The sequence below is a fragment of the Mesorhizobium sp. P2_C7 genome, assembly GCF_056404515.1.
The window spans coordinates 77,780-100,246 of sequence record NZ_JBFUDW010000001.1; the positions used below are offsets into that span (position 1 = coordinate 77,780).

Genomic DNA, 22,467 nt, shown 5'->3' on the forward strand with positions numbered 1-22,467 from the left:
GGTTCAGATCCCTTGCGCCGTTGCGGTGATGGAGACGGTATTCTCCCATCCGTCACCGGTCGCGAAGATGCAGCTTCGGCCCTGCACGTCGGTCACCAGCATGGTCCATGTCCCACTTGCCGAGACATAGATCTCGACAATGGCAGCTTGCCCGACCACACCGTAGCCGATCTGCTTCTGCTGGAAGGCCTGCGCCAATCCCGCGACAAGGTCGCTGTGGCCGCCGCAGATGAATTGCGCTTGTGCCGACAGCGTCGACAACGCCAGCGCGGCGCCGATCACGGCCATCCTGATCCATAGAAATGAAAATTTGTGTGCCATCTGGCACCTCCTTCGCCTTCACGTTCCGGCAAAGGGAGGCACATGGGCAGCCTCAATATGCCGGAGCGTTCCAGGCCGGGTCCGACGTCTTCATCACGTCACTCCTTCTGGTTTCCGGTCTGTCGTCAGGGAATTCTTATCGCATTCCCTGGATTCGATATGGTGAGGTCCCGATCCGAAAACAAGCAGCATCTCAACCCTGGCGGCGAGCCGTACGGCTTCGATCCGCGTCAGGTTTCCGCGGGGTCGCGAAGCGCCGCCCATTTCAGCAGGGCGTCGAGAGCCGGACATAGCGCCTGCCCCCAGTCGGTCAGGCGGTACTCGACTTTCGGCGGCACCTGATGATGCACGATGCGGCGCACGATCCCGTCGGCTTCCATCTGCCTCAGTTGTTGAATCAGCATCTTCTGCGAGATCGCCGGGATCGCCCGTTCGAGATCGGAAAAGCGCAGCACCTTGCCGCCGAACAGGTGAAACAGGATCACCAGCTTCCAGCGGCCTTCAAGGATGCGCAGCACATTTTCCACGCCGCTCGCTGCCGACACCGGCGTCAGCGCCTCAACCTTGCTTTCGGGTCCAGACTTCCTTTCTGACATGACCTTACTTTCGGGTAAGTACCTTACTTTTTCGTCGGTTCTTGCCATTTTTTCAGCATATCTCATTTTAGGAGCCGGACAAGGCCGCGGACCTTCGCGTCTACGGCAGGACCTGGAACCGGAGATGAAACCATGATCGCGAAACTTCCGCAGCCGCTGACAGACTATTTTGCCGCTAAGAACAGGCACGACATCGACGCGATGCTCGTGCCCTTCTCGTCGGACGCCACGGTCAAGGACGAAGGTGAAACCCATCGGGGTTCGGCCGCCATCCGCGACTGGATGGAAGCAACGACGAGAAAATACCGGGTGACCGTTGAGGTCGTCGACGCGACGGTCAATGGCGATGCATGGCGGATCGCCGGCATCGTGTCAGGCAATTTCCCCGGCAGCCCGGCGACGCTGCACTACAACTTCACACTGGCCGACGGCCGGATAACGCGGCTGGAGATCGGTGCATGACCATCCTGGGAAATTCCCGGTTCAACGATCAGGAATTTGCCAAGTTGCGGAGCTGGTGAGATTCCTTGTTCCGGACCAGTGCCATTCTGACCGTATGATCCAACGCAAAAAGGGCGCGACCAGGCCGCGCCCTTTCCTGTGAAATAGCTGTCGGATTTCAGTTCATCGTCGGGATGACGAACTCGGCCCCGTCCTTGATGCCGGACGGCCAGCGCGAGGTGACCGTCTTGGTCTTGGTGTAGAAGCGGAACGCGTCCGGGCCATGCTGGTTGAGGTCGCCGAAGGAGGACGCCTTCCAGCCGCCGAAGGTGTAGTAGGCGATCGGCACCGGGATCGGCACGTTGACGCCGACCATGCCGACCTGGACCCGCGAGGCGAAGTCGCGCGCCGCATCACCGTCACGGGTGAAGATGGCGACGCCATTGCCCATCTCGTGGTCGTTGGCGAGCTTGATCGCGCTCTCATAGGTCGGCGCCCGCACCACCGAGAGCACCGGTCCAAAGATCTCTTCCTTGTAGATGCGCATGTCCGCGGTGACGTTGTCGAACAGGCAGCCGCCCATGTAGTAGCCATCCTCGTAGCCCTGCATCGAGAAGCCGCGGCCGTCGACGACCAGCTTGGCGCCTTCCTTGACGCCGGTATCGACGTAGCCCTTGACGCGCTCCAGCGCCTGCGCTGTCACCAGCGGGCCGAAATCGGCCGAAGAGTCGGTCGAAGGTCCGACCTTCAGGCTTTCGACACGCGGAACGAGCTTTTCCATCAGCCGGTTGGCGGTGTCGTTGCCGACCGGGACAGCCACCGAGATCGCCATGCAGCGCTCGCCGGCCGAGCCGTAGCCGGCGCCGATCAGCGCGTCGACGGTCTGGTCCATGTCGGCATCGGGCATGATGATCATGTGGTTCTTGGCGCCACCGAAGCACTGCACGCGCTTGCCCGCGGCGGTGCCGCGCGAATAGATGTAGTGGGCGATCGGCGTCGAGCCGACAAAGCCGATGGCCTTGATGTCGGGATCGTCGAGGATGGCATCGACCACATCCTTGTCGCCATTGACGACGTTGAGGATGCCCGCCGGCAGGCCGGCTTCGATGAACAGTTCGGCGATGCGCATCGGCACGCCCGGGTCGCGCTCCGACGGCTTCAGGATGAAGGCATTGCCGCAGGCGATGGCCGGCGCGATCTTCCACAGCGGGATCATCGCCGGGAAGTTGAACGGCGTGATGCCGGCGACGACGCCGAGCGGCTGGCGCATCGAATAGACGTCGATGCCGGGGCCGGCGCCGTCAGTGAATTCGCCCTTCATCATATGCGGTGCGCCGATGCAGACCTCGACCACTTCGAGGCCGCGCTGGATGTCGCCCTTGGCGTCGGCGATCGTCTTGCCATGCTCGCGCGCCAGGATATCGGCCAGTTCGTCATAGTCGCGGGCGACGAGTTCGAGGAACTTCATCAGCACGCGCACGCGGCGCTGCGGGTTGGTTGCCGCCCATTTTGGCTGTGCCGCCTTGGCATTCTCGACCGCCGCGCGCAGTTCAGCCTGCGAAGCCAGCGCCACCGTGCCACGCACGGAACCGTCCATCGGCTGCATGACATCTTGCTTGCGGCCGCTGGTCCCGGCGACATGCTTGCCGCCGATGAAATGACCGTAGTCGATCATGATTTCTCTCCCTGGGTTTGTGATGGCGCATTGTCCGCCTTTGCCCGGCGGATGGCAACGCGAGCCAGAACGCAACCGTTGTGCATGAAATAGACAACGGAGGCCGACTGTGCATTAATTGCCGCAAATATCCGGCACTTCGATCGTTCCAAGGATTGAAAGATTGCATTTCTTCCCACCCCCCTCTGTCCTACCGGACATCTCCCCCGCAAGGGGGGAGATCGGATGTTGCTTTCGTCTTCGGAAACCTTCGACGCCGCAAAGATGCCGCCGGCGGAGCTGCCACTCTCCCCCCTTGCGGGGGAGATGTCCGGCAGGACAGAGGGGGGTGGGCGGGAACGCGGCGTTCACGATTAGATCGGACCATCCCCATGAACTGGGATGACGTCCGCATCTTCCTGGCCGTGGCGCGGGCCGGCCAGATCCTTGGCGCAGCCAGGCGGCTGGAACTCAACCATGCCACCGTCTCGCGCCGCATCGCCGCACTCGAGGATGCGCTGCGGACGAAGCTGTTTCGCCGGCTGACCACCGGCAGCGAACTGACGCCGGCCGGCGAGCGCTTTCTCGACATTGCCGAGCGCATGGAAGGCGACATGATCGCCGCGCGTTCGACCGTCGCCGGCGAGGGCGACGATGTCTCCGGCACGGTCCGCATCGGCGCGCCGGACGGGTTTGGCGTCGCTTTCCTGGCCAAGCGTCTTGGCGCACTGACGGGCCTGCACCGCGAACTGACGATCCAGCTTGTGCCGGTGCCGCGCTCCTTCTCCCTGTCGCGACGCGAGGCGGACATCGCCATCACCGTCGAGCGGCCGACGGAGGGGCGGCTGGTGGCGGGAAAGCTAGTCGACTATTCGCTCGGCCTGTTTGCCTCGCGCGCCTATGCCGAGGCGCATGGCTTGCCCAAGACAGCCGCCGAGCTTGATCAGCACACGCTCATAGGCTACGTGCCGGACCTGATCGTCAGCCCGTCGCTCGACTATGCGGCCGAGTTCAGCCCGGACTGGCGCACCAGCTTCGCCATCTCCTCGGCGCTCGGCCAGGCCGAAGCGGTGCGCTCGGGCGCCGGCATCGGCATCCTGCACACCTTCGTCGCCCGCTCGATGCCGGAACTGGTGTCCGTCGACGTGGTCGCACCCATCCGCCGGGCCTATTGGCTGGTCTATCACGAATCGGTCCGGCCGCTGCGCCGCGTCCAGATCGTCGCCAGCTTCATCACCAAGGCGGTGGAGCAGGAGAGAAGCCTGTTCGTCTAGACACGCCGCCTTTTCCTTGCCACAAAACCGGCCAGTGTGGCATCAGGCGCGCAGGCGCCGCCACGGGCAGACCGCCAGGTGGGAAATCTTTCAGAAAGCTGGCGCGGATAGACATGCGAGCCGTTCTTGCCATCCTGCCGCTGGTCTTCCTTTCCGCATGCGCCAATCCATGGACCAAAGTGCCGGAGGCCGACCTGCCCAAGCCGATCCGCTACGCCATGGCCCGCCCTTCGCCTTTCGTCTTCGGCAATTATTGCGGCCCCGGCACCCGCACCGGCGATCTGTCGGCGCGGCCGGTCGATCGCCTCGACGCAGCCTGCCGGATCCATGATGCCTGCTACATCGCTCGCCACAATCATTGCGATTGCGATGGTGCCCTCGTCGCCTCGGCGAAAACGATACGCGACGACAAGACAGCACCCCGCAAGATGCGCGGCGAGGCGGAGCTGCTGATCGCCACTTTCGCCATCCCCGTCTGCAAGGTGTTCCCGCAGGGCTTCATGCCGCCGCGCGACCCGGCACAACTGAGCGTCCTGAAGGCCGGGGCGACCGGGTGAATCGCCGCGCAGCCATTATCGTGGCCCTGTCCGGGCTGACGTTCGTTGTCCTTGCCGGCTGTGCCGGCTCGCCCGGCCGCAATGCCTGTGACCTGCTGCAGGGCCAAGAGGCCTGCGCTCGCCCCTCGCTGTCGGCCAGGACTCCGGGGCCCCAGGTTGCCGCCGCTCAGTTTTTTGGCGACGCCGGCACAAGCGACTATGAAAAGCGATTCCTGGCGCTGCTCGCCGACCACCAGCTCGGCGCCATGGACCGGGCCAACGGCACCGGCCCTTTCGGCCATGACCGCCATGACATCCGCACCAGCGATTTCCAGGCGACCTACCGGACGCTGCAGCACCTGGCCGGTCCGGTTGCCGAAACGCATCTGCCGCCGGCCGGTGGTGGCAGCGGCGATGGCCATTTCGACGGGCGCTGGCGGGTGTCGCGGCAGACGCTCTACATCGACGCCGCGGCACGGCCTTCGGCGCCCAAGACATTCGATTTTTCCGGCCTGCAGGCGCGCAGCGTCGAGATCGTGCTGCGCCAGGCGGGCAAGCAACCGGCCGAGATCGACGGCTCATGCGATGGCGCGTTGGCGCTGCGCGACGGTGCCGGTTCGCGAACCATTGCCGCGGGCATGGCATTCCGCTTTCGCCTGTCTGGCGAGGACGACACGGTCAGCCTGTTCCCAAGTGACAGCCTGAACCGCTGCACCGCAAGAATCCGCTCCAGCCTTGTCCCGGCCGGCGCGCCCCTCACCATCCGGCGCGAAGAGACCGCCGACCCGGCGCTCGCCGCTTTCGACAGCCGCTACGAGCGTTGCCCGACGCCTGACCCCACGGGCCTCGACCCGCTCAGCCGCGCCTTCTACGCCAGCCGCTGGCTGTCGCAGACCTGCGCCTTGCCGATCGGAGAGCCGCGCCTGCTGCGCAAGTCGCGCGACGGCTTCAACGCCAAGGTCGAGGCGCTGATGGGAACGCCGCTGCCCGACAGCGCCATCGACAGGGGCGACCCGGAGCTGCCGCTCGACTTCTCGAAGGCGCCAAGGCTGAAGCTGATCTATCTGTCCTCGCTCGAATTCAAGGCGGATTTTTCCGGCCGCATCATCGAACGGCTGATCCGCCACCATGCCGCGCTCGGCACCAAGGTGCGCATCATGGTCACAGACGTGCTGGAGCGCGACAAGGACGACGCGCTGCTGCACCGGCTGGCGGCCGAGTTCCCCAATGTCGAGTTGCAGGAGTACCGCTGGCGGGCCGATCGGGGCGCACCGATCGACGAGCAGATCTCACAATTTCACAAGACCCACCACATCAAGATGCTGGCGACGCTGGCTGAGGATCCCGGGCGCTCGCGCGTCATCATCGGCGGCCGCAACATCCATGACGGCTTCCTGTTCCACCAGCCGATCGATCTGTCGCGCTATCCGGATCTGGAGCAATATGGCAGGACCGACGGCTTTTCGTTGAACTACTATTCGAACTGGAGCGACTTCGACATCGAGTTCACCGACCGGACCACGGTCGAGGCGCTCGCCGCGCATCTCTCGACAGTGTGGCTTCGCGACGCCGACACCAACATCGCGCGGCCTTTCTCCATTCCGGTTCGGTCCGACGGCCACCGCCCGTCAGGCACCGCGCGGCACTTCATCTCCGTGCCCTACGCGGATGGCCATGCGCTGGAGGATTATTTCGTCGAGCTGGTCGACGCCGCCCAGCACCATATCCAGATCGTCAATCCCTATCTCAACCTGACGCCGAAACTTAACCACGCGTTCGACCGGGCGCTCGCCCGCGGCGTCAAGATCGACATTGTCGGCCGTATCGATCTCAAAGGCGACATTGGCGGCAGGTTCCTCACCGCGCTCAACAAGCTGTTCGTCGAGAAGTATGGCGACCGCATCGACATTCGCGAGTTCAAGGCGCCCGATGTCGTGCTGCATTCCAAGATCATGATGATCGATGAGAGGTTGGTCGCCATCTCCTCGGTCAATCTCAACAACCGCAGCTTCTTCCACGACTCGGAGAATGGCATGATGGTGCTGGACCCGGCCTTCTACACCAGGATGAAGGCGATCTATGACGACTATCTCGCCCACTCCAACCCGGTTCCCACCAACGTAACGATCCCGTGGGCCTATCGGCTGCTGTTCGACGAAGACTGGGTCAGGCAGGCGTTTTGACGAATTTGGGCGACGTCGCGGCGCCCTATCGCAGATAGCGTTCCTGCGCGAGATCTCGGACATCGATGTCCGGCACCCGGCTGGAGATGATATCGGACAGCACCTTGGCCGAGCCGCAGGCCATGGTCCAGCCGAGCGTGCCGTGGCCGGTGTTGAGATAGAGATTGGAAAGCTCGGTGCGGCCGATCAGCGGCGGACCATCCGGCGTCATCGGCCGCAGCCCACACCAGAACGTCGCGTCCCGCATCGCGCCGGCGCCCGGAAAGAGATCGCCGACCGAGTGTTCCAGCGTGCGCCGTCGTGATTCGTGCAGCCTGAGGTCGAAGCCGGAAATCTCGGCCGTGCCGCCGACCCGGATGCGGTTCCCCAGCCGGGTGATCGCCACCTTGTAGGTCTCGTCCATCACCGTCGACACCGGCGCCACGGCGGCATCCTGGATCGGCACGGTGATCGAATAGCCCTTGACCGGATAGACCGGGATTGGCCGCTTCACCCGACGCATGAAATCCGCCGAATAGCTGCCCATAGCCATGACATAAGCGTCGGCGGTCAGCCAGCCCTTGCTGGTGCTGAGATTGGCGATACGGTTGCGGCTGCGGATAACGCGCCAAACCGTCAGACCATATTCGAATTTGACCCCGCGAGCCACGCACAGCTCGGCCAGGCGGTCGGTGAACATCTTGCAGTCGCCGGTCTCGTCGCGCGACAGCCTGAGGCCGCCGACGAACTTTTCGCGCACTCCGGCCAGGCCTGGCTCCGCCGCGATGCAGCCGTCCTGGTCGAGGATCTCATAGGGCACGCCATATTTCTTCAGCACCTCGACATCGCCACCGGTGCCGTCGAGCTGCTTCTGCGTGCGAAATAGCTGCAGCGTGCCCTGGGCACGCTCGTCATAAGCGATGCCGGTCGCCTCGCGCAGCGCCTTCAGCGTGTCGCGGCTGTATTCGGCCAGCGGCACCATGCGTGCCTTGTTGATCGCATAGCGCTCGGCCGTGCAATTGCGCAGCATCTTGACCAGCCATGTCCACATATGCGGATCGAAGGCCGGCCGCACGACCAGCGGGCCATGCTTCATCAGCAGCCACTTGATCGCCTTCAACGGAATGCCGGGCCCGGCCCAGGGCGAGGCATAGCCGGGCGAAATCTCGCCGGCATTGGCGAAGCTGGTTTCCAGCGCCGGGCCTTTCTGGCGATCGACCACCGTCACCTCGTGGCCGGCCTCGGCGAGATAGTACGCCGTGGTCACCCCGATGACGCCACCGCCCAGCACCATGATTTTCATCGTTCACTCCTTGCCGTGCCGCGTCCTTCCGGACGCCCATAGACGCGGCCGCATTTTCGATTTGCGCATGATCCTTTCCGAAAATCGATTCCGATTTTCGAGACCATGCACTGTTGCCCGTTCACGCCGCCGAGGGACCGGGGTCGTCGTCCTCTGTCTGCCGCATTCCAGCCGTCTCGCCAAGAGGCCGCCTGTCGGCCGCGGCGCTGTAGACCAGGGTGAGCCCATATGGTCGCCTCACCTCGGCCAGGGATTTCTCCTTGACTGCGCGTCGCGCAGCCTCGGGCTGGTAGAGCACCGCCTTGATCAGGATCGACTCCTGCCTGCCGTCGGCCTGTTCGATCATGGCCGTCTGGCCTTGGGCCATGCCAAGCATGCAAAGCCCGCGCCTCGTGGCGATCGACAGACTGGAGCCGACCGGTCCGCGCACCTCGTTTTGCACCAGGGTTCGCGTTTCGGCAGGGCCGGCGTCGATGCGAAACACCACTCTGCTGTTCAGCGTCACGACATCGGGTTCGACCACATCGATCGAGACGAGATCGGCGTTTGCAAGCTTGTGTTCAAGCATATCCACCATCGGGTCCGCGAATGCCCGCCGACGCTCCAGCATGACTTCGAGGACGGCAAAGTCCTTGCTCGTCAAGCAACAATTCGTGCCTGTCATCATCATCTCCACGATCAGGACCGCTGCGGGCCGGAGGCGGGCGTGTCGACGGCTTCGACGGTCACCGACAGTTCCCGGCCGCCACGGCCGCTCCAGCACACCGCCTGCCCGACGGTTGCGCCGATGAGCGCCGTCCCCATCGGCGTCAGCACCGAGATCCTGTTTTCGGTGATATCGGCATCGCCGGGGTAGACCAGCGTGATGCGCTGGGTGTCCCCGTTTTCGCCACGGATCGTCACTGTCGAGCCCATTTGCACCACGCCGGCAGGCATCGCCGCCGCTTCCGTGACGACGGCCCGGTCCATTTCCGAAAGCAGCTCTTCGGCAGTCTCAGGCGTGCGGTCGAGCGACGCTCTCGCCAGGCCTGTCAGCCTGTCATGGTCGGCATCGCTGACCGTGAGCTGGTTCTGTGGGTGCAGTCCTGTTGCATGTTGCATGGCAAACCTCTTGGATTGGCGCATCGAATAGATGCGCGCTTGCCGCCGTACTGACGGCGCCTGATGAAAAGCCGGCAGCCGCGAGGACTGTCAGGCTTGATGGCGGTGTTGGATGTATGGATGCCCCGGTTCGGACGGACGCCAAGAAGGCGGCCGCGCCGGGGCTACGATCCCGCGATCGGGCAGACCCTGAACAAGGTTCTGATATGGGCGAGGTTGCTCATGCACCGACCCTTGCCGACAGGCGCATGCTTGTCAAGCGTGGCCAAACCGCTCAACCGTCGACGTAACGCCGATGAAAGCGGTGGCCGAGGCTAGTCAGGATTTCGTAGCCGATGGTGCCGGCATGGCCGGCCGCGTCGTCGACGCTTTGCGAGGGGCCAAGCAGTTCGACGAGATCGCCCTCGCCCAGCCTGCCGGGTGGCAAAGCGGAAATGTCGAGAATGATCGAATCCATCGACACCCGCCCAAGGAAGGGCAGCCGCACGCCCTCGAACCAGGCCGCGGACGCCGCGCGGCGATGCCAGCCATCGGCATAGCCAAGCGAAATCGTCGCGGCCGTGAGCGGAGCCGTGGTGCGGAAGGTGTGGCCATAGCCGACCCCAACGCCGGCCTCCAGCATGCGTGTCTGCACCACTTTGGCCTGCAGCCGCACCACTGGCAGCATCGGGTTTGGTCGGGCCGGTGTCGGATTGATGCCGTAGAGCGCGGCACCCGGCCGGGCGAGATCATAGTGAAAGCGCTGCCCAAGAAAGATGCCGGATGAATTGGTGAACGAGGCCGGCGCCTCGGGCAACATTGCGCGCAGCCGCTCGAATGCCAGTCGCTGCCGCTCGTTGGCCGGATGCTCCGGCTCGTCGGCGCAGGCCAGATGGCTCATGACAAAACGGACATCGATGCCGTCGAAGGCACGTGGATCTGCGGCAACGCGCTCGACATCCCGGGGCGCCATGCCGAGCCGCGACATGCCGCTATCGACCTGGATCGCCGCCGACAGCCTTCGGCCGGCGCGGCCAGCCGCCGCACGCCAGGCCGCCAGTTGTCCGGGGCTGTTGACGACGGCAGAAAGGTTTGCCGCCACGGCGTCGGGCTCGGCGCCGGGCGGAATGCCGTTCAGCACGAAAATGGCGGAAGCCGGCCCGAGCGAGCGGCGCAAGGCGATGCCTTCGCCCAGAAGCGCGACGAAGAAGATATCGCAACCTTCGTCGACGAGTGCCGCCGCCACCTGGCTCGCGCCGAGGCCGTAGCCGTCGGCCTTGACCACGCCGGCGCAGCGCCCGCTGCCCAGGTGCGCTTTCAGCCGCCGGTAGTTTTCACGGATCGCGCCAAGGTCGATGGTCAGAATGGCGCCAGCCACCGCTTCGCTTGTGGCAGCGATGTCCTCGGGCAGCGACCTCTTGGGGGCGTCGTTCATGGCGACCCTTCTCGTGGCGGATAGTGCATGTCGCCCAAAAGTGGTCCCGGTATTGGGAGAACGACATGCATAAAACAAAAGCCTGAAGCGCGTCGCTTGAATCCGTTCAAACGCGACGCGCATTAGACATCAATAGGTCCGCCAGGCCGGCGCGGCAACTGCGGTCGTTTCGTGTCGAGGCTATTGCGCCAGATGCCGGAACGCCGCCACTACTTCCTCGTAGACATGGCGCTTGAACGGCACGATCAGGTCGGGCAGGTCCTGCATCGGCCGCCATGCCCATTTGTCGAATTCGGCGGTGTGTCCGCCCGGCGGCGGATTGATCTGGATCTCGCCGACATCGCCGTGGAAGCGGAAGGCGAACCATTTCTGCGTCTGGCCGCGATACCTGCCCTTGAAGGCGATGCCGACGAGGTGGTCCGGCAAATCGTAATTGATCCAGTCCGGCGCCTCGGCGAGCAGCGAGACGCCGCGCATGCCGGTCTCTTCGTAGAGCTCGCGCTCGGCTGCCTGCAACGGCTCCTCGCCCTTGTCGATGCCGCCCTGTGGCATCTGCCAGAGCTGTGTCGTGCCGGCGAATTCGCTGTCCGGTTCGGCAATGCGATGCCCGACCCAGACCAGGCCGTCGGCGTTGAGGATCATCAGCCCGACACAGGGACGGTAGGGCAGCGTTTCGCGATCAACAGTCTTCTTAGCCATCTTGCCCTCGTTCCGGCCGTTGCTGGAAATTCGATACTTGGGAGGATCGCTAGCCTTTTTGCGGATCGATGGCCACCGCCGAAATCGGCACGATCTCGATGCCGCGCTTCTTGGCCTCGGTGACCCAGGTCGACACGGTGTCGACCGTCAGGTCGAAGGCCGAGCCGATGCCGACGGCAAAGCCTTTGGCGCGCGCGGTGGCTTCCAGCCCGTCGAGTTTCTTCAGGATGGCGCCGCGATCCTGCACGGCATCGATCGCCGTGTCGCCGGAGACGAAGGGCACGCCGTCCTTCAACGCCAAGTCCGGCGCCAGGCTACGTGCCGACGAGCCATCGTCGATATAGGCCAGGCCCCGCTTGCCGAGTTCGGCCATGAACGGCTCCATCGCCGTAGCATCGGCGGAAAAACGCGCGCCCATGTAGTTCATGACACCGGTGTAGTTTGTCGTCCGCGACAGCGCCCAGTGCAGGTTCTTCAAATTCTCATCCGCGCTCGCCGCCACCGTCAGTGTGTTGCGGCCGGGGTTGATGTTCGGATAGTCGAACGGTTCGAGCGGCACCTGCATGACGATCTCGTGGCCGCCCTGCCGCGCCGCCTGCATCCAGCGGCCGATGCTGTTGCCTTGCGGCGCGAAGGCCAGCGTCACCTCCGCCGGCAGCTTGGCGATGGCCGCCTGGGTGCCTGTCTGCGAAACCGCAAGCCCGCCGATGACGATCGCCACCCGTGCACCACGCGCGCCCGACCACGGCCGCGCATAGACGTCGAACGGGCGCCGGCCATCGGCTGCCCGGGCAGGCAATGGCCCGGTCTCGCTGGCTTCGATCAGCGCCTTGTCGGGAATATGGGCGATCTTCAGGTTCTGGCCCATGGTTGACGGGTCGCGAATGACGATCCCCGCCTTGGGCGGGCCGTCGCCCTCCTCCGTCTGCACATGGATGATCTGCGGCCCGTCGGTTTTGGCGGGCGACTCCGGCTTGGCTGCGGCCACCGGGGCCAATGCGGCCGGCGCGGCAGCAGGCTCGGCCGCCGCCGTCACTTTCGGGGTCGAAACGGCGACCTCTTGCGGCTTGCGGAACGGCTTTTCCCTGAGCGCGATCGCACCGGAGACGCCGAACACCGCCAGAACGACCACGGTTGCCGCGATCGCGCCGGCGCTGACCTTGCCGGCCGCGCGCGGCGATCGGACGGTCTGTCCAAGCGGGCGTTCGATGTCCTTGCCTATGTCAGCCAAGCTGCATCCCCGGGCGCATGCTCCGAAGACGAAATCGCTTCGAAAAGACATGCGCGAATTCATCAATCCTGGCGCACCGCTGGCGCCCGCAACCCAGGGCCTCGCCTTGCCCCGAATCGAACTGCCGGAACCTTTCGGTCCCGGCAGCATCGCATTGCTTCCATCAGGCGGCCAGACCCGTCGGCCGCAACCCTTATTGGTTGAGAACGGCCTTTTCCGGATTGGGCGGGAAAGCCGGATCGGTCTTCTGGCCGCGCAGCAGTTGCTCGGCATAGATGAGCTGCAGATCGTCCTTCGGATCCGGCGGCACATAGGCTGCCGAGCCTGAACCGGTCGAGCTCTCGTCGGCGCCCTTGATGTGGCCCTTGAGATCGGATTCGCCGCGCGTCAGGTCCCTGCCCTGCAGTTCTGGCGGCAGCGGTTGGTCGACCTTGATGTCGGGCGTGATGCCCTTGCCCTGGATCGACTTGCCGGACGGCGTGTAATAGAGCGCCGTCGTCAGCCGCAGCGCACCGTTTTCGCCGAGCGGAATGATGGTCTGCACCGAGCCCTTGCCGAAGGACTGCGTGCCGACCACCGTGACGCGGCGCAGATCCTGCAACGCGCCGGCGACGATTTCCGACGCACTGGCCGAGCCACCATTGACCAGCACGATCATCGGCTTGCCATTGATGTCGTCGACCTGCTTGGGCTTGGCGTCGAAACGGGTGACGTCCTTCGGATCGCGACCGCGCGTCGAGACGATCTCGCCGCGGTTGAGGAAGGCATCGGAGACGCTCACCGCCTGGTCGAGCAGGCCGCCCGGATTGAGGCGCAGATCGAGCACATAGCCCTTGAGCTTGTCGTTCGGCACCTGCTTCTTGATGGTGTCGATGGCGTTCTCGAGGTCGTCATAGGTCTTTTCGGTGAAGGAGGTGATCTTCATGTAGCCGATGTCGTTCTCGACCCGGAACTTGACCGCCTTGACCTTGATGATGTCGCGCACGACCGTCAGTTCGATCGGCTTGTCGGCGCCCTGGCGCAGGATGGTGAGCTTGATCGGCGTGTTGACCAGGCCGCGCATCTTCTCGACCGCGTCGTTGAGGGTCAGGCCGCGAACCTCCTCGCCGTCGATCTTGGCGATATAGTCGCCGGCCAGCACGCCTGCCTTGGCGGCCGGGGTGTCGTCGATCGGCGTGATCACCTTGACCAGGTCGTTTTCCATGGTGACCTCGATGCCGAGGCCGCCGAACTCACCCTTGGTCTGCACGCGCATATCCTGCGCCTGCTCGGCATTCATGTAGGAGGAGTGCGGGTCAAGCGAGGCAAGCATGCCGTTGATGGCGTTCTCGACCAGCGACTTGTCGTCGGGCGGCGTCACATATTGCGCCCGCACCCGCTCGAAGATATCGCCGAAGATGGCCAGTTGCTTGTAGGTCTCCGACCCTGCAGCGTTCGCCGCCGAGCCGGGTGTGCCATAAACAAGGCTCATGGCGGACGCGCCCATCAGCGCACCGGCAAACAGAAGCGACAGTTTCCGCATCATTTCACGTCCTTCCAGAAAAACGGTCCGCCCACCATGGGGCCGGATCGACGGGTTTTCCATCCTTGCGGAACTCGACATAGAGTTCCGGTGTGGCATTTACATTCTTCGAAACCGAGGTGCTCGCCACCCGGGCCTCTCCCATCGCGCCGACCGGCTCTCCTGCGAGCACTGATTGGCCAGTCGCGACGCTGATTCTGCTCATCCCCGCCAAAACGACATGATAACCGTCGCCTGCGTTCAGGATCAAGAGTTGACCATACGAGCGAAACGGCCCCGCATAAAGCACATTCCCATCCGCCGGCGCGGTGACGATGGCTCCCGATTGTGTCGCAACCATGTCGCCAAGCATCACCGCCCCGTTACCGTCCTCGGCGCCGAATCGCCGTTTGATGCGGCCGGTCACCGGCAATGCGATCTGCCCCTGCAGTGCAGAAAAGGGTGCCGCTGCGGCAAGTCGATTGCCTTCCGGTACAGGCAGGGACGCCAATTCCGCTGGGGTCTCCGCCGGCGCTGACGTCTTGTCGCCGTCCGCCGTCTTCTGCTCGGCGGCCTTGGCCGCATCGGCCGCCTTGCGGCTCTTGTCGGCTTCGAGCGAGGCGATCAAGTCCTTCAGGCTGCCGGCCTTGGCCGCCAGCGCTTCCGACCGCTGCTTTTCAGCGGCCATTTGCGTTTGCGTGTCGGCTTCGAGTTTCTGCTTGGCCTCCAGCAGCATGCCGAGCCGCTTTTTTTCCGCTGTCTGGTCGCCAACCGCCGCCGTCAACCGCGCCCGCTCGGCCTCGATCGAAGCCGTCACGCGCGACTGCTCCTTGAGATCGGCCAGCAGGCTATCGGTCTGCTGGCGCAGTTCCGGGACCACGGCGCCGAGCAGAATGGCGCTACGCACCGACGACAGCGCGTCCTCGGGCTTGACCAGGATCGCCGGCGGCGGGTTGAGCCCCATGCGCTGCAGTGCTCCCAGCACTTCGGCCAGCACGTCGCGCCGTGCCGCAAGCGAGGTGCGTATCTTCTGTTCCTGGCCCTTCAGCCCTTCCAGCTTGGCGCCGATATCCTCGATGTCCAGCCCGAGTTTCTGCTCGGTCATGGCCGACTGGATCAAGGCGGCGGTGATCGAGGCATGGTCCTTCTTGATCGTCGCGATGTCGGCGGCGAGCTTGGCCAGGCGCTCGGACGACAGCGTGATCTCCTTCGAGACCTGTTCGTATTCGGCGCGGCTCTGGTCCGGATCGGGGGCAAGGTCGAGCGTGTTCTCAGCCCGCACCGCATGCAACGACAGCACGAGCACCGCTGCCGCGATGCCGCAGCGCGCGCGCCATGAGGCCGTCCCTGATGATTTCCCGTCTTCAGACATTGAAGCCCGACTCTATGCGTGGCTTCGTTAACGAACAATCAACCATGTTCGAAAGCCCCCTAAACCATGTGCGAGAGCCCCAATTGGCGCAGTCTGGTGGCGCATTGGGGCGGAAATCCGTATGGTCGCGCCAAACCACCGGTTACGAACGATGATAGGGATGGCCGGAAAGAATGGTCGCGGCCCGGTACAGCTGCTCCCCCAGCATCACGCGGACCAGTTGGTGCGGCCAGGTCAGTAATCCGAACGACATCACCAATTCTGCCTGATCGCGCAGCGGCTGATCGTGCCCGTCGGCGCCGCCGATGGCGATGACCAGCGCCTTGCGGCCGCCATCACGCAGCTGGCCGATGCGCCCTGCAAAGTCTTCGGAGGAAAAATTCTTGCCGCGTTCGTCGAGCAAGATCAGTGCGGTGCCGGGCTGCAACTGCCCCTGCAGCTTCTGGCCTTCGTCGCGCCGGCGCTCGTTGGCAGTCTGCGCGCGCCCCTCGGCGATTTCGGCCACGCCGGCAAATTCGAGCCCCACCGCCGGGCCGCTTTTGGCAAAGCGCTCGAAATAGCGGTCGGCGAGCTGCTTCTCGGGGCCGGCTTTCATCCGGCCCACGGCATGAACTGATACCTTCATCCTCGCCCCTATAAGCCGCCAATGCATGCCATGACATGCATCAAAACAAAGGCGGCTTAGTGGATGGTCTCTTCCTCGAGGTCCGGCGCCTGCCACATCTTTTCGAGATTGTAGAATTCGCGGACTTCGGGACGGAAGACATGGACGATGATGTCGCCTGAATCGATCAGGACCCAGTCGGCGCCTGCCAGCCCCTCGACGCGCGCCGTGCCGAGACCGGCATCCTTGAGCGCCTTGAGCAGGTGATCGGCGACAGCCGAGACATGACGGTGCGATCGGCCCGACGCGACGACCATGTAGTCGCCGAGGCTCGATTTCCCCTGAATGTCGATTGAGACGATATTTTCGGCCTTGGAGTCTTCCAGACTGGCAAGGACTGTCTTGATGGCGCGGGACACGGCGTCGTTTACGCTGATCCCGGCCGGCGAAGGCATGATATCGGCCTTCTTCCGCAGTGCTGTTCTCAGTGTATTTCCTTTCGCAGCAAGAACAACCAAATCACCCCCAAAAGCAGGTGACACCGCTTAAATAGGCAGAGTTCCGTTGCAGTTTCAAGACGGCGCCCTGTCGCGCACGAACGTATTGTCGGTCCCGCGGTTCCACCGCATGCAGAAAAAGATCGGAACCCATGGCGCCTGCGTGGGTTATCGGGTCGCCCACCAACCGGATTTTCCCCATGCCTATCGACCCGCAGAACACCCTTCTCACCGTCCAGGCCGGCCTTGCGCAACTCAGCACGCTGATCGTTTCCTACGCCTTCTCGGCCATCGGCGCCGTCATCCTCCTGGTTGTCGGCTATGTCGTTGCCGGCCTTGCCGAGCGTTCCATCTCCTCTGGTCTCGGCCACATCCACGGTTTCGACGCAACGTTGCGGCATTTCTTCTCCAAGATCGTCCGCTATGCCATCCTGATCCTCGTCACGATTATGGTGCTCGGCCAGTTCGGCGTGCAGACAGCATCGATCATTGCCGCCATCGGCGCCATCGGTCTTGCCATCGGCCTGGCGCTGCAAGGCACGCTGCAGAATATCGCGGCCGGCATCATGCTCCTGGCGCTGCGACCGTTCCGTATCGGCGAATCTGTCGAGGTCGGTTCGATTGCCGGCTCGATCGAGGAGATCGGCCTCTTCGCGACGAGGCTCAGGACCGCCGACGGCGTCTACATCCTGGCGCCCAATTCGACGCTGTGGAACCAGCCGGTGCGCAACTACACGCGCAACGGCGTCCGCCGCGGCGACATCACGCTCTCGATCGGCTCCTGGAACGACATCGACCGCGCCCAGAAGACGCTGCTTGCCATCGCCACCACCGAGCGCCGGGTCAAGCGCGAGCCGGCGCCGATCGCTTTCGTCGCGACATTGGGTGAAAGCACGGTCTCCATCGCCTTGCGCTACTGGACATCGGCCGCGGATTTCTTTGCCACCCAAGCCGATCTCACCAAGCGCGCCAAGCAGGAATTCGACGCGGAAGGCATATCGATCCCGCTCCCGCCACCCGAAGCGCCGGCGCCGGAAGCCCGCCGGCAATAAAGCATGATCCCGACGGCGGCTTTCGGTTTTCGGAAAGGATCAAGTTCTAGTCAGTTGCCCCGGTTCCGGGGCTGCTCGTCCGGTCCGAAGGCGAGTTCGACCGGCAAGGGCGCCTGCGCTGTCATCGGCGCGAAACTGCCGGTTTCGGCGGCGGGAACGGCCCGCGTCGTCACCACGCGCAAAAGCACGAACAGGCAGAAAGCACAGGCGATGACGATCGCCACATAGATGAAGGCCTGCGTCCCGAAGACGGCCGACAGCGCGGTCACGATGCCGGGCACGATGAAGCCCGAAAGCGACCAGGCAAACAACAGCGAGCTGGACAGCGCCACCAGGTCATCCTTGCCGGCGCGGTCGGCGGCATGCGCACTGGCCAGCGAATAGATCGATTCCGAGGCGCCATCCCAGACGATGTAGATCACCACCAGAGCCGCCAGCGCGCCACCATCGAACCCGAGCGCGAGCAGGCCGGCGACCATGGCGAGCGCCGCTGCGGCGATCAGCACATAGCGGCGGTCGGTTCGGTCGGAAATCCAGCCGAGCGGGATCTGCAGGATCAGCGTGCCGACCGGCATCGCCGAAAGCAGCAGGGCGACGTCGGCCTGGCTGTAGCCCTTGGCGGTGGCATGGATCGGCGCGAAGCCGGCGATCGACATCGACAGGCCGCCGACGGCAAGCATGCCGGCGACGCCGACAGGCGAAATCCGCCAGGCCCGACCGAGCGCCACCGAGGCCGCTTGCGGTGGCGGCGGCTGGGCAAGCCTGGTCAACCCCACGGGCAGGATCGACAGTGCCGTGAAGACGATGCCGATCAGCGGCGCGTCCGCGGTTCTGATGTCGACAAAAGCCAGCGTCGCATAGCCAACGCCGAGCCCGGCGACATAGGCAACGTAGAAGAACGCCATCACCCTGCCACGGATGGCATTGGCAACGGCATCGTTCAGCCAGCTCTGCGCGACGATGAACAGGCCGCATATGGCAAAGCCGTAGAGCGCGCGGGCAGCGATCCAGAGCAACGGATGCGGGCCGGCGCCGACCGCGGCATTGGCCAGTGCGATCAGCGCCGACAGCACCATGAAGGCGCGGGCATGGCCGACCCTTCGCACCAGCGGTCCGGTCAGGATGCAGCCGGCGAGGCCGCCGGCCGAGAGTCCGGTGATGATCAGCCCGGCCCAGGTCGGATCGAAGCCCTCGGCGCCAAGCCGGACCGGGATATAGGCAAACATCAGCCCGTTGCCGACGGCGATCAGCGCCATCGATGCGATGACGCTGGCAATCGCGATCAGCGGCGTGGGCTCATGGTCCTGCCCGGCTTCGGTGCGGTGTTTCCTGGGGATCGACATGCCTGCTCAGGATTGCCCATGAAACGGGCAAAGGAAGCGATAAAAGCGACATCGCCGGGTGAGCGGCTCAACCCTTGGCCAGCTTGCGGATCGCGCTCGACGACAGCGACGAGCGCGGGCCGTGGATGAAGGTCCAGGCCGGCGCCTTCATGCGGGCGAGCCTTGGCGCATCCCCTTCGTCGACGCGGGCATAGTCGAAGGTCTTGGCGACGACCGACGACAGGAACGACAGCGTCGCGCCCGGACGGTCGATGACGGCGATCGGGAAGGTCATGACGATCTCGCGCCAGCGCTGCCAGCGATGGAAATCGCGCAAGCTATCGGCGCCCATGATCCAGACGAAGTCGACGCCAGGATTGCGCGCCTTGACCAGCGTCAGCGCGTCGGCGGTGAAGCGAACGTGATGCGCCGCCTCGAACGCAGTGACCTTGATCTTCGGGTTCTTGGCGATCTGCTCCGAGAGCTGCAGCCGCTCGCCGAGCGGCGCCAGTTCACGCGTGCTCTTCAGCGGATTGCCAGGCGTCACCATCCACCACAACTGGTCGAGCGCCAGGCGTCTGAGCGCGATTTCGGCGACCAGGGCATGGCCGGCGTGCGGCGGATTGAACGAGCCGCCGAACAGGCCGACAGCGAGCCCCTTTTCGGCATGCGGCATCTTGAGATAGCGGGAAGAAATAATGGGCTGGGGCAATGACAGCATGGCGCTAGTCGCCCCCCTCTGCCCTGCGGGGGATCTCCCCCTCAAGGGGGGATCCTGCAAGGCCGGCAATGGGCGAAATCATACATGACAGCCAATCTCTCCCCTTGAGGGGGAGATGCCCGGCAGGACAGAGGGGGGTGGCTGGGCGCAAGGGCCTCAGGCTCTAACGACGAAAAGCTTCAAGGCCTCACCTGTCCCGACCCGTGCACGCGGTATTTGAAGGAGGTCAGTTGCTCGACGCCGACCGGCCCGCGCGCATGCATCTTGCCGGTGGCGATGCCGATCTCGGCGCCCATGCCGAACTCGCCGCCATCGGCGAACTGCGTCGAGGCGTTGTGCAACAGGATCGCCGAATCGATCTCGTTGAAGAATTTTTCCACCGCCTGCGCGTCCTCGGCGACGATCGCCTCGGTGTGATGCGAGGAGAAGGTCTCGATGTGGTCGATCGCACCTGCGACGCCATCGACCAGCTTCACCGCGATGATGGCATCGAGATACTCGGTCACCCAGTCGAGATCAGTGGCCGGCTTGGCGTCGGAAAATGCTTTCAGCACCTCGGCATCGGCATGGATTTCGCAGCCGGCGGCGCGCAGGGCGTCGAGGATAGGCACCAGATGCGTGGCGGCGGAAGCGCGGTCGACCAGCAGTGTTTCGGCGGCGCCGCAGACGCCGGTGCGCCGCATCTTGGCGTTGACCGCAATCCGCACCGCCATGTCGAGCTTGGCCGAGCGGTCGATGTAGAGATGGCAGATGCCTTCGAGGTGGGCGAACACCGGCACCCGCGCCTCAGTCTGCACCCGCCCGACAAGGCTCTTTCCGCCGCGCGGAATGATGACGTCGAGAGTGCCGCCGAGCCCTTTGAGCATCTCGCCGACAGCGGCGCGATCGGTGGTCGGCACCAGCTGGATGGCGTCTTGCGGCAGGCCGGCTGCCTTCAGCCCCTCGACCAGGCAGGCATGGATGGCCGCCGACGAATTAAGCGAATCCGAGCCGCCGCGCAGGATCACCGGATTGCCGGCCTTGAGGCAAAGCGCGCCGGCATCGGCCGTGACATTCGGCCGGCTCTCATAGATGACGCCGACGACGCCGAGCGGCGTGCGCACGCGTTCGATATTGAGGCCGTTCGGCCGGTCCCACGCGGCGATGACGTCGCCGACTGGATCACGCAGTTCGGCGATTTCCCTGATGCCATCAGCCATGGCGCGGATGCGCGCCGGATTGAGCTTCAGCCGGTCTATGAACGAAGCGGAAAGCCCGGACTCCTCGCCGTTCGAGACATCGATGGCGTTGGCGTCGAGAATATCCTGCTCGCCGGCGACGATTGCCTCGGCCATGGCGACAAGTGCAGTGTTCTTGGCGGCGGTGGTGGCGATGGCCAGCGGTCGGGCGGCAGCGCGGGCGCAGCGGCCGATATCGGCCATCAGCGCCACCGTGTCGTCCCCGGATTTTTCATGCAGCTTCAGCATGGCTCATCCTCCGCTCGATACTTCGTCACCGGCTCGTAGTTCGTCACTGGCCCGTACTTGGTCGCCAGCCCGTACTTGGTCGCCAGGATGGCTCACCACGAGGTCGTCGCGGTGGATCATCGCCGAACGCGCCTCGTAGCCGAGCACGGTTTCGATCTCGGCCGTCTTCAGCCCTGCGATCCTTACGGCATCGGCGGCATCGTAGGCAACCAGCCCGCGCGCGATCTCGCGGCCCTCGGGCGACAGGATCGCCACGGTGTCGCCGCGCGAGAAATTGCCGCTGACCAGCTTGACGCCGGCCGGCAGCAGCGATTTGCCCGACAGCAGCGCACCGATGGCGCCGGCATCGACCGTCAGCCGGCCGGCCGGTTCGAGCTGGCCGGCGATCCAGGTCTTGTAGCCCTTGACCGGATTGCTGCTCGGCCGGAAGAAGGTGGCGCGCTCGCCGCGTTCGATCGCCATCAGCGGCGACAATCGCGTGCCCGACGTGATGATCATGGCGGTGCCGGCGGCGGTGGCAATCTTGCCGGCATCGAGCTTTGTCCGCATGCCGCCGCGCGACAGTTCCGAAGCGGCGGCTCCCGCCATCGCCTCGATGTCGGGCGTGATGCGATCGACCACCGGGATGAACTTTGCACCGGGGTCCCGCGCCGGCGGCGCCGTGTAGAGCCCGTCGATATCGGAAAGCAGCACCAAAAGGTCGGCGCCCATCATGGTCGCCACGCGCGCGGCCAGCCGGTCATTGTCGCCATAGCGGATTTCAGACGTCGCCACCGTGTCGTTCTCGTTGATGACCGGCACCGCCTTCATCTTCAGCAGTGTCGAGATCGTCGCCCGCGCGTTGAGGTAGCGGCGACGCTCCTCGGTGTCGCCGAGCGTCAGCAGGATCTGCCCTGATTTCAGGCTTCCCTTGCCGAGCGCATCTGACCAGGCGCCGGCCAGCGCGATCTGTCCGACGGCGGCTGCGGCCTGGCTCTCCTCGAGCTTCAAGGCCCGCTTGCCCAGCCCAAGGATGGTGCGGCCAAGCGCGATGGCACCGGAGGAGACGACGAGGATTTCAGCGCCGCCCTGGGCAAGCACGGCAATGTCGTCGGCCAGCGAGGCCAGCCAGTCGCGCTTCAGGCCCGTCGCGCGGTCGACGAGCAGCGCCGAGCCGATCTTCACGGTGATGCGCCGGTATCTCTTCAGCGACTGCATGGC

General features: G+C 64.6%; 22 protein-coding genes. 5 read left to right on the forward strand and 17 right to left on the reverse strand.

The features are described from left to right. Positions 1–3 precede the first annotated feature (3 nt). Together AC1D2G_RS00405 and AC1D2G_RS00410 are read right to left on the reverse strand one after the other, a co-directional pair. On the reverse strand, positions 4–321 hold the full coding sequence (locus tag AC1D2G_RS00405) for a hypothetical protein (RefSeq protein ID WP_477411513.1): 318 nt from the start codon (positions 319–321) through the stop codon (positions 4–6). 230 nt (positions 322–551) lie between these two features. Then, positions 552–917, reverse strand: a complete 366-nt coding sequence (locus AC1D2G_RS00410) for a winged helix-turn-helix transcriptional regulator (RefSeq protein ID WP_477227659.1) — start codon at positions 915–917, stop codon at positions 552–554. Positions 918–1,049: 132 nt separating this feature from the next. Here AC1D2G_RS00410 and AC1D2G_RS00415 point away from each other — a divergent pair, with 132 nt between their 5' ends. Continuing rightward, the gene (locus tag AC1D2G_RS00415; RefSeq protein ID WP_457153498.1) at positions 1,050–1,379 is read left to right on the forward strand and encodes a nuclear transport factor 2 family protein; all 330 of its coding nucleotides are present in this window, start codon (positions 1,050–1,052) and stop codon (positions 1,377–1,379) included. 157 nt (positions 1,380–1,536) lie between these two features. Here AC1D2G_RS00415 and AC1D2G_RS00420 read toward each other — a convergent pair whose 3' ends face one another. Then, on the reverse strand, positions 1,537–3,033 hold the full coding sequence (locus tag AC1D2G_RS00420; protein WP_457153499.1) for a CoA-acylating methylmalonate-semialdehyde dehydrogenase: 1,497 nt from the start codon (positions 3,031–3,033) through the stop codon (positions 1,537–1,539). A gap of 371 nt (positions 3,034–3,404) precedes the next feature. Here AC1D2G_RS00420 and AC1D2G_RS00425 point away from each other — a divergent pair, with 371 nt between their 5' ends. The 3 genes from AC1D2G_RS00425 to AC1D2G_RS00435 all read left to right on the forward strand — a co-directional run bounded on the left by AC1D2G_RS00425 (position 3,405) and on the right by AC1D2G_RS00435 (position 7,005). Then, positions 3,405–4,286 carry a LysR family transcriptional regulator gene (locus tag AC1D2G_RS00425; protein WP_457151031.1) on the forward strand — a complete coding sequence of 294 codons (882 nt, stop codon included), beginning with the start codon at positions 3,405–3,407 and terminating at the stop codon, positions 4,284–4,286. A gap of 113 nt (positions 4,287–4,399) precedes the next feature. Next, positions 4,400–4,843 (forward strand): hypothetical protein, encoded by a 444-nt coding sequence (locus AC1D2G_RS00430; protein WP_477227658.1) that lies wholly within the window; start codon positions 4,400–4,402, stop codon positions 4,841–4,843. Further along, entirely contained in the window at positions 4,840–7,005 is a 2,166-nt protein-coding gene (locus AC1D2G_RS00435) for a phospholipase D-like domain-containing protein (RefSeq protein WP_477411514.1), read from the forward strand. Before AC1D2G_RS00430 ends, AC1D2G_RS00435 begins: the two co-directional genes overlap by 4 nt. A 25-nt stretch (positions 7,006–7,030) precedes the next feature. Here the strand turns inward: AC1D2G_RS00435 and AC1D2G_RS00440 are convergent, their stop codons facing one another. The 10 genes from AC1D2G_RS00440 to rsfS all read right to left on the reverse strand — a co-directional run bounded on the left by AC1D2G_RS00440 (position 7,031) and on the right by rsfS (position 16,664). Continuing rightward, the gene (locus AC1D2G_RS00440; protein WP_477411515.1) at positions 7,031–8,287 is read right to left on the reverse strand and encodes a D-amino acid dehydrogenase; all 1,257 of its coding nucleotides are present in this window, start codon (positions 8,285–8,287) and stop codon (positions 7,031–7,033) included. A gap of 121 nt (positions 8,288–8,408) precedes the next feature. After that, complete coding sequence (locus AC1D2G_RS00445; RefSeq protein WP_477411516.1) at positions 8,409–8,930, reverse strand: GreA/GreB family elongation factor; 522 nt, start codon at positions 8,928–8,930, stop codon at positions 8,409–8,411. Between the two features lie 35 nt (positions 8,931–8,965). Further along, on the reverse strand, positions 8,966–9,388 hold the full coding sequence (gene rnk, locus AC1D2G_RS00450; protein ID WP_477411517.1) for a nucleoside diphosphate kinase regulator: 423 nt from the start codon (positions 9,386–9,388) through the stop codon (positions 8,966–8,968). Between the two features lie 274 nt (positions 9,389–9,662). After that, complete coding sequence (gene alr / locus AC1D2G_RS00455; protein WP_477411518.1) at positions 9,663–10,802, reverse strand: alanine racemase; 1,140 nt, start codon at positions 10,800–10,802, stop codon at positions 9,663–9,665. Positions 10,803–10,982: 180 nt separating this feature from the next. Further along, positions 10,983–11,501 carry an RNA pyrophosphohydrolase gene (locus tag AC1D2G_RS00460; RefSeq protein WP_095084199.1) on the reverse strand — a complete coding sequence of 173 codons (519 nt, stop codon included), beginning with the start codon at positions 11,499–11,501 and terminating at the stop codon, positions 10,983–10,985. 49 nt (positions 11,502–11,550) lie between these two features. After that, positions 11,551–12,732 (reverse strand): divergent polysaccharide deacetylase family protein, encoded by a 1,182-nt coding sequence (locus tag AC1D2G_RS00465; RefSeq protein WP_477411519.1) that lies wholly within the window; start codon positions 12,730–12,732, stop codon positions 11,551–11,553. Between the two features lie 193 nt (positions 12,733–12,925). After that, positions 12,926–14,257: a S41 family peptidase gene (locus AC1D2G_RS00470; RefSeq protein ID WP_167365099.1), complete on the reverse strand. Its 1,332-nt coding sequence runs from the start codon at positions 14,255–14,257 to the stop codon at positions 12,926–12,928. 1 nt (position 14,258) lies between these two features. After that, positions 14,259–15,605, reverse strand: a complete 1,347-nt coding sequence (locus AC1D2G_RS00475) for a murein hydrolase activator EnvC family protein (protein WP_477411520.1) — start codon at positions 15,603–15,605, stop codon at positions 14,259–14,261. Positions 15,606–15,747: 142 nt separating this feature from the next. Next, on the reverse strand, positions 15,748–16,230 hold the full coding sequence (gene rlmH / locus AC1D2G_RS00480; protein WP_457151021.1) for a 23S rRNA (pseudouridine(1915)-N(3))-methyltransferase RlmH: 483 nt from the start codon (positions 16,228–16,230) through the stop codon (positions 15,748–15,750). Between the two features lie 56 nt (positions 16,231–16,286). After that, positions 16,287–16,664 (reverse strand): ribosome silencing factor, encoded by a 378-nt coding sequence (rsfS, locus tag AC1D2G_RS00485; RefSeq protein WP_457151020.1) that lies wholly within the window; start codon positions 16,662–16,664, stop codon positions 16,287–16,289. 242 nt (positions 16,665–16,906) lie between these two features. Here rsfS and AC1D2G_RS00490 point away from each other — a divergent pair, with 242 nt between their 5' ends. After that, positions 16,907–17,758 carry a mechanosensitive ion channel family protein gene (locus AC1D2G_RS00490; RefSeq protein ID WP_457151019.1) on the forward strand — a complete coding sequence of 284 codons (852 nt, stop codon included), beginning with the start codon at positions 16,907–16,909 and terminating at the stop codon, positions 17,756–17,758. A gap of 50 nt (positions 17,759–17,808) precedes the next feature. Here AC1D2G_RS00490 and AC1D2G_RS00495 read toward each other — a convergent pair whose 3' ends face one another. The 4 genes from AC1D2G_RS00495 to proB form a co-directional block, all read right to left on the reverse strand. After that, the gene (locus AC1D2G_RS00495) at positions 17,809–19,101 is read right to left on the reverse strand and encodes an MFS transporter (RefSeq protein WP_477411521.1); all 1,293 of its coding nucleotides are present in this window, start codon (positions 19,099–19,101) and stop codon (positions 17,809–17,811) included. A 67-nt stretch (positions 19,102–19,168) separates the two neighbouring features. Then, positions 19,169–19,756 carry a nicotinate-nucleotide adenylyltransferase gene (locus AC1D2G_RS00500; RefSeq protein ID WP_477412404.1) on the reverse strand — a complete coding sequence of 196 codons (588 nt, stop codon included), beginning with the start codon at positions 19,754–19,756 and terminating at the stop codon, positions 19,169–19,171. A gap of 224 nt (positions 19,757–19,980) precedes the next feature. Further along, positions 19,981–21,267 carry a glutamate-5-semialdehyde dehydrogenase gene (locus tag AC1D2G_RS00505; protein WP_477411522.1) on the reverse strand — a complete coding sequence of 429 codons (1,287 nt, stop codon included), beginning with the start codon at positions 21,265–21,267 and terminating at the stop codon, positions 19,981–19,983. A gap of 3 nt (positions 21,268–21,270) precedes the next feature. Then, positions 21,271–22,464 carry a glutamate 5-kinase gene (proB, locus tag AC1D2G_RS00510; RefSeq protein WP_477411523.1) on the reverse strand — a complete coding sequence of 398 codons (1,194 nt, stop codon included), beginning with the start codon at positions 22,462–22,464 and terminating at the stop codon, positions 21,271–21,273. Positions 22,465–22,467: the final 3 nt, after the last annotated feature.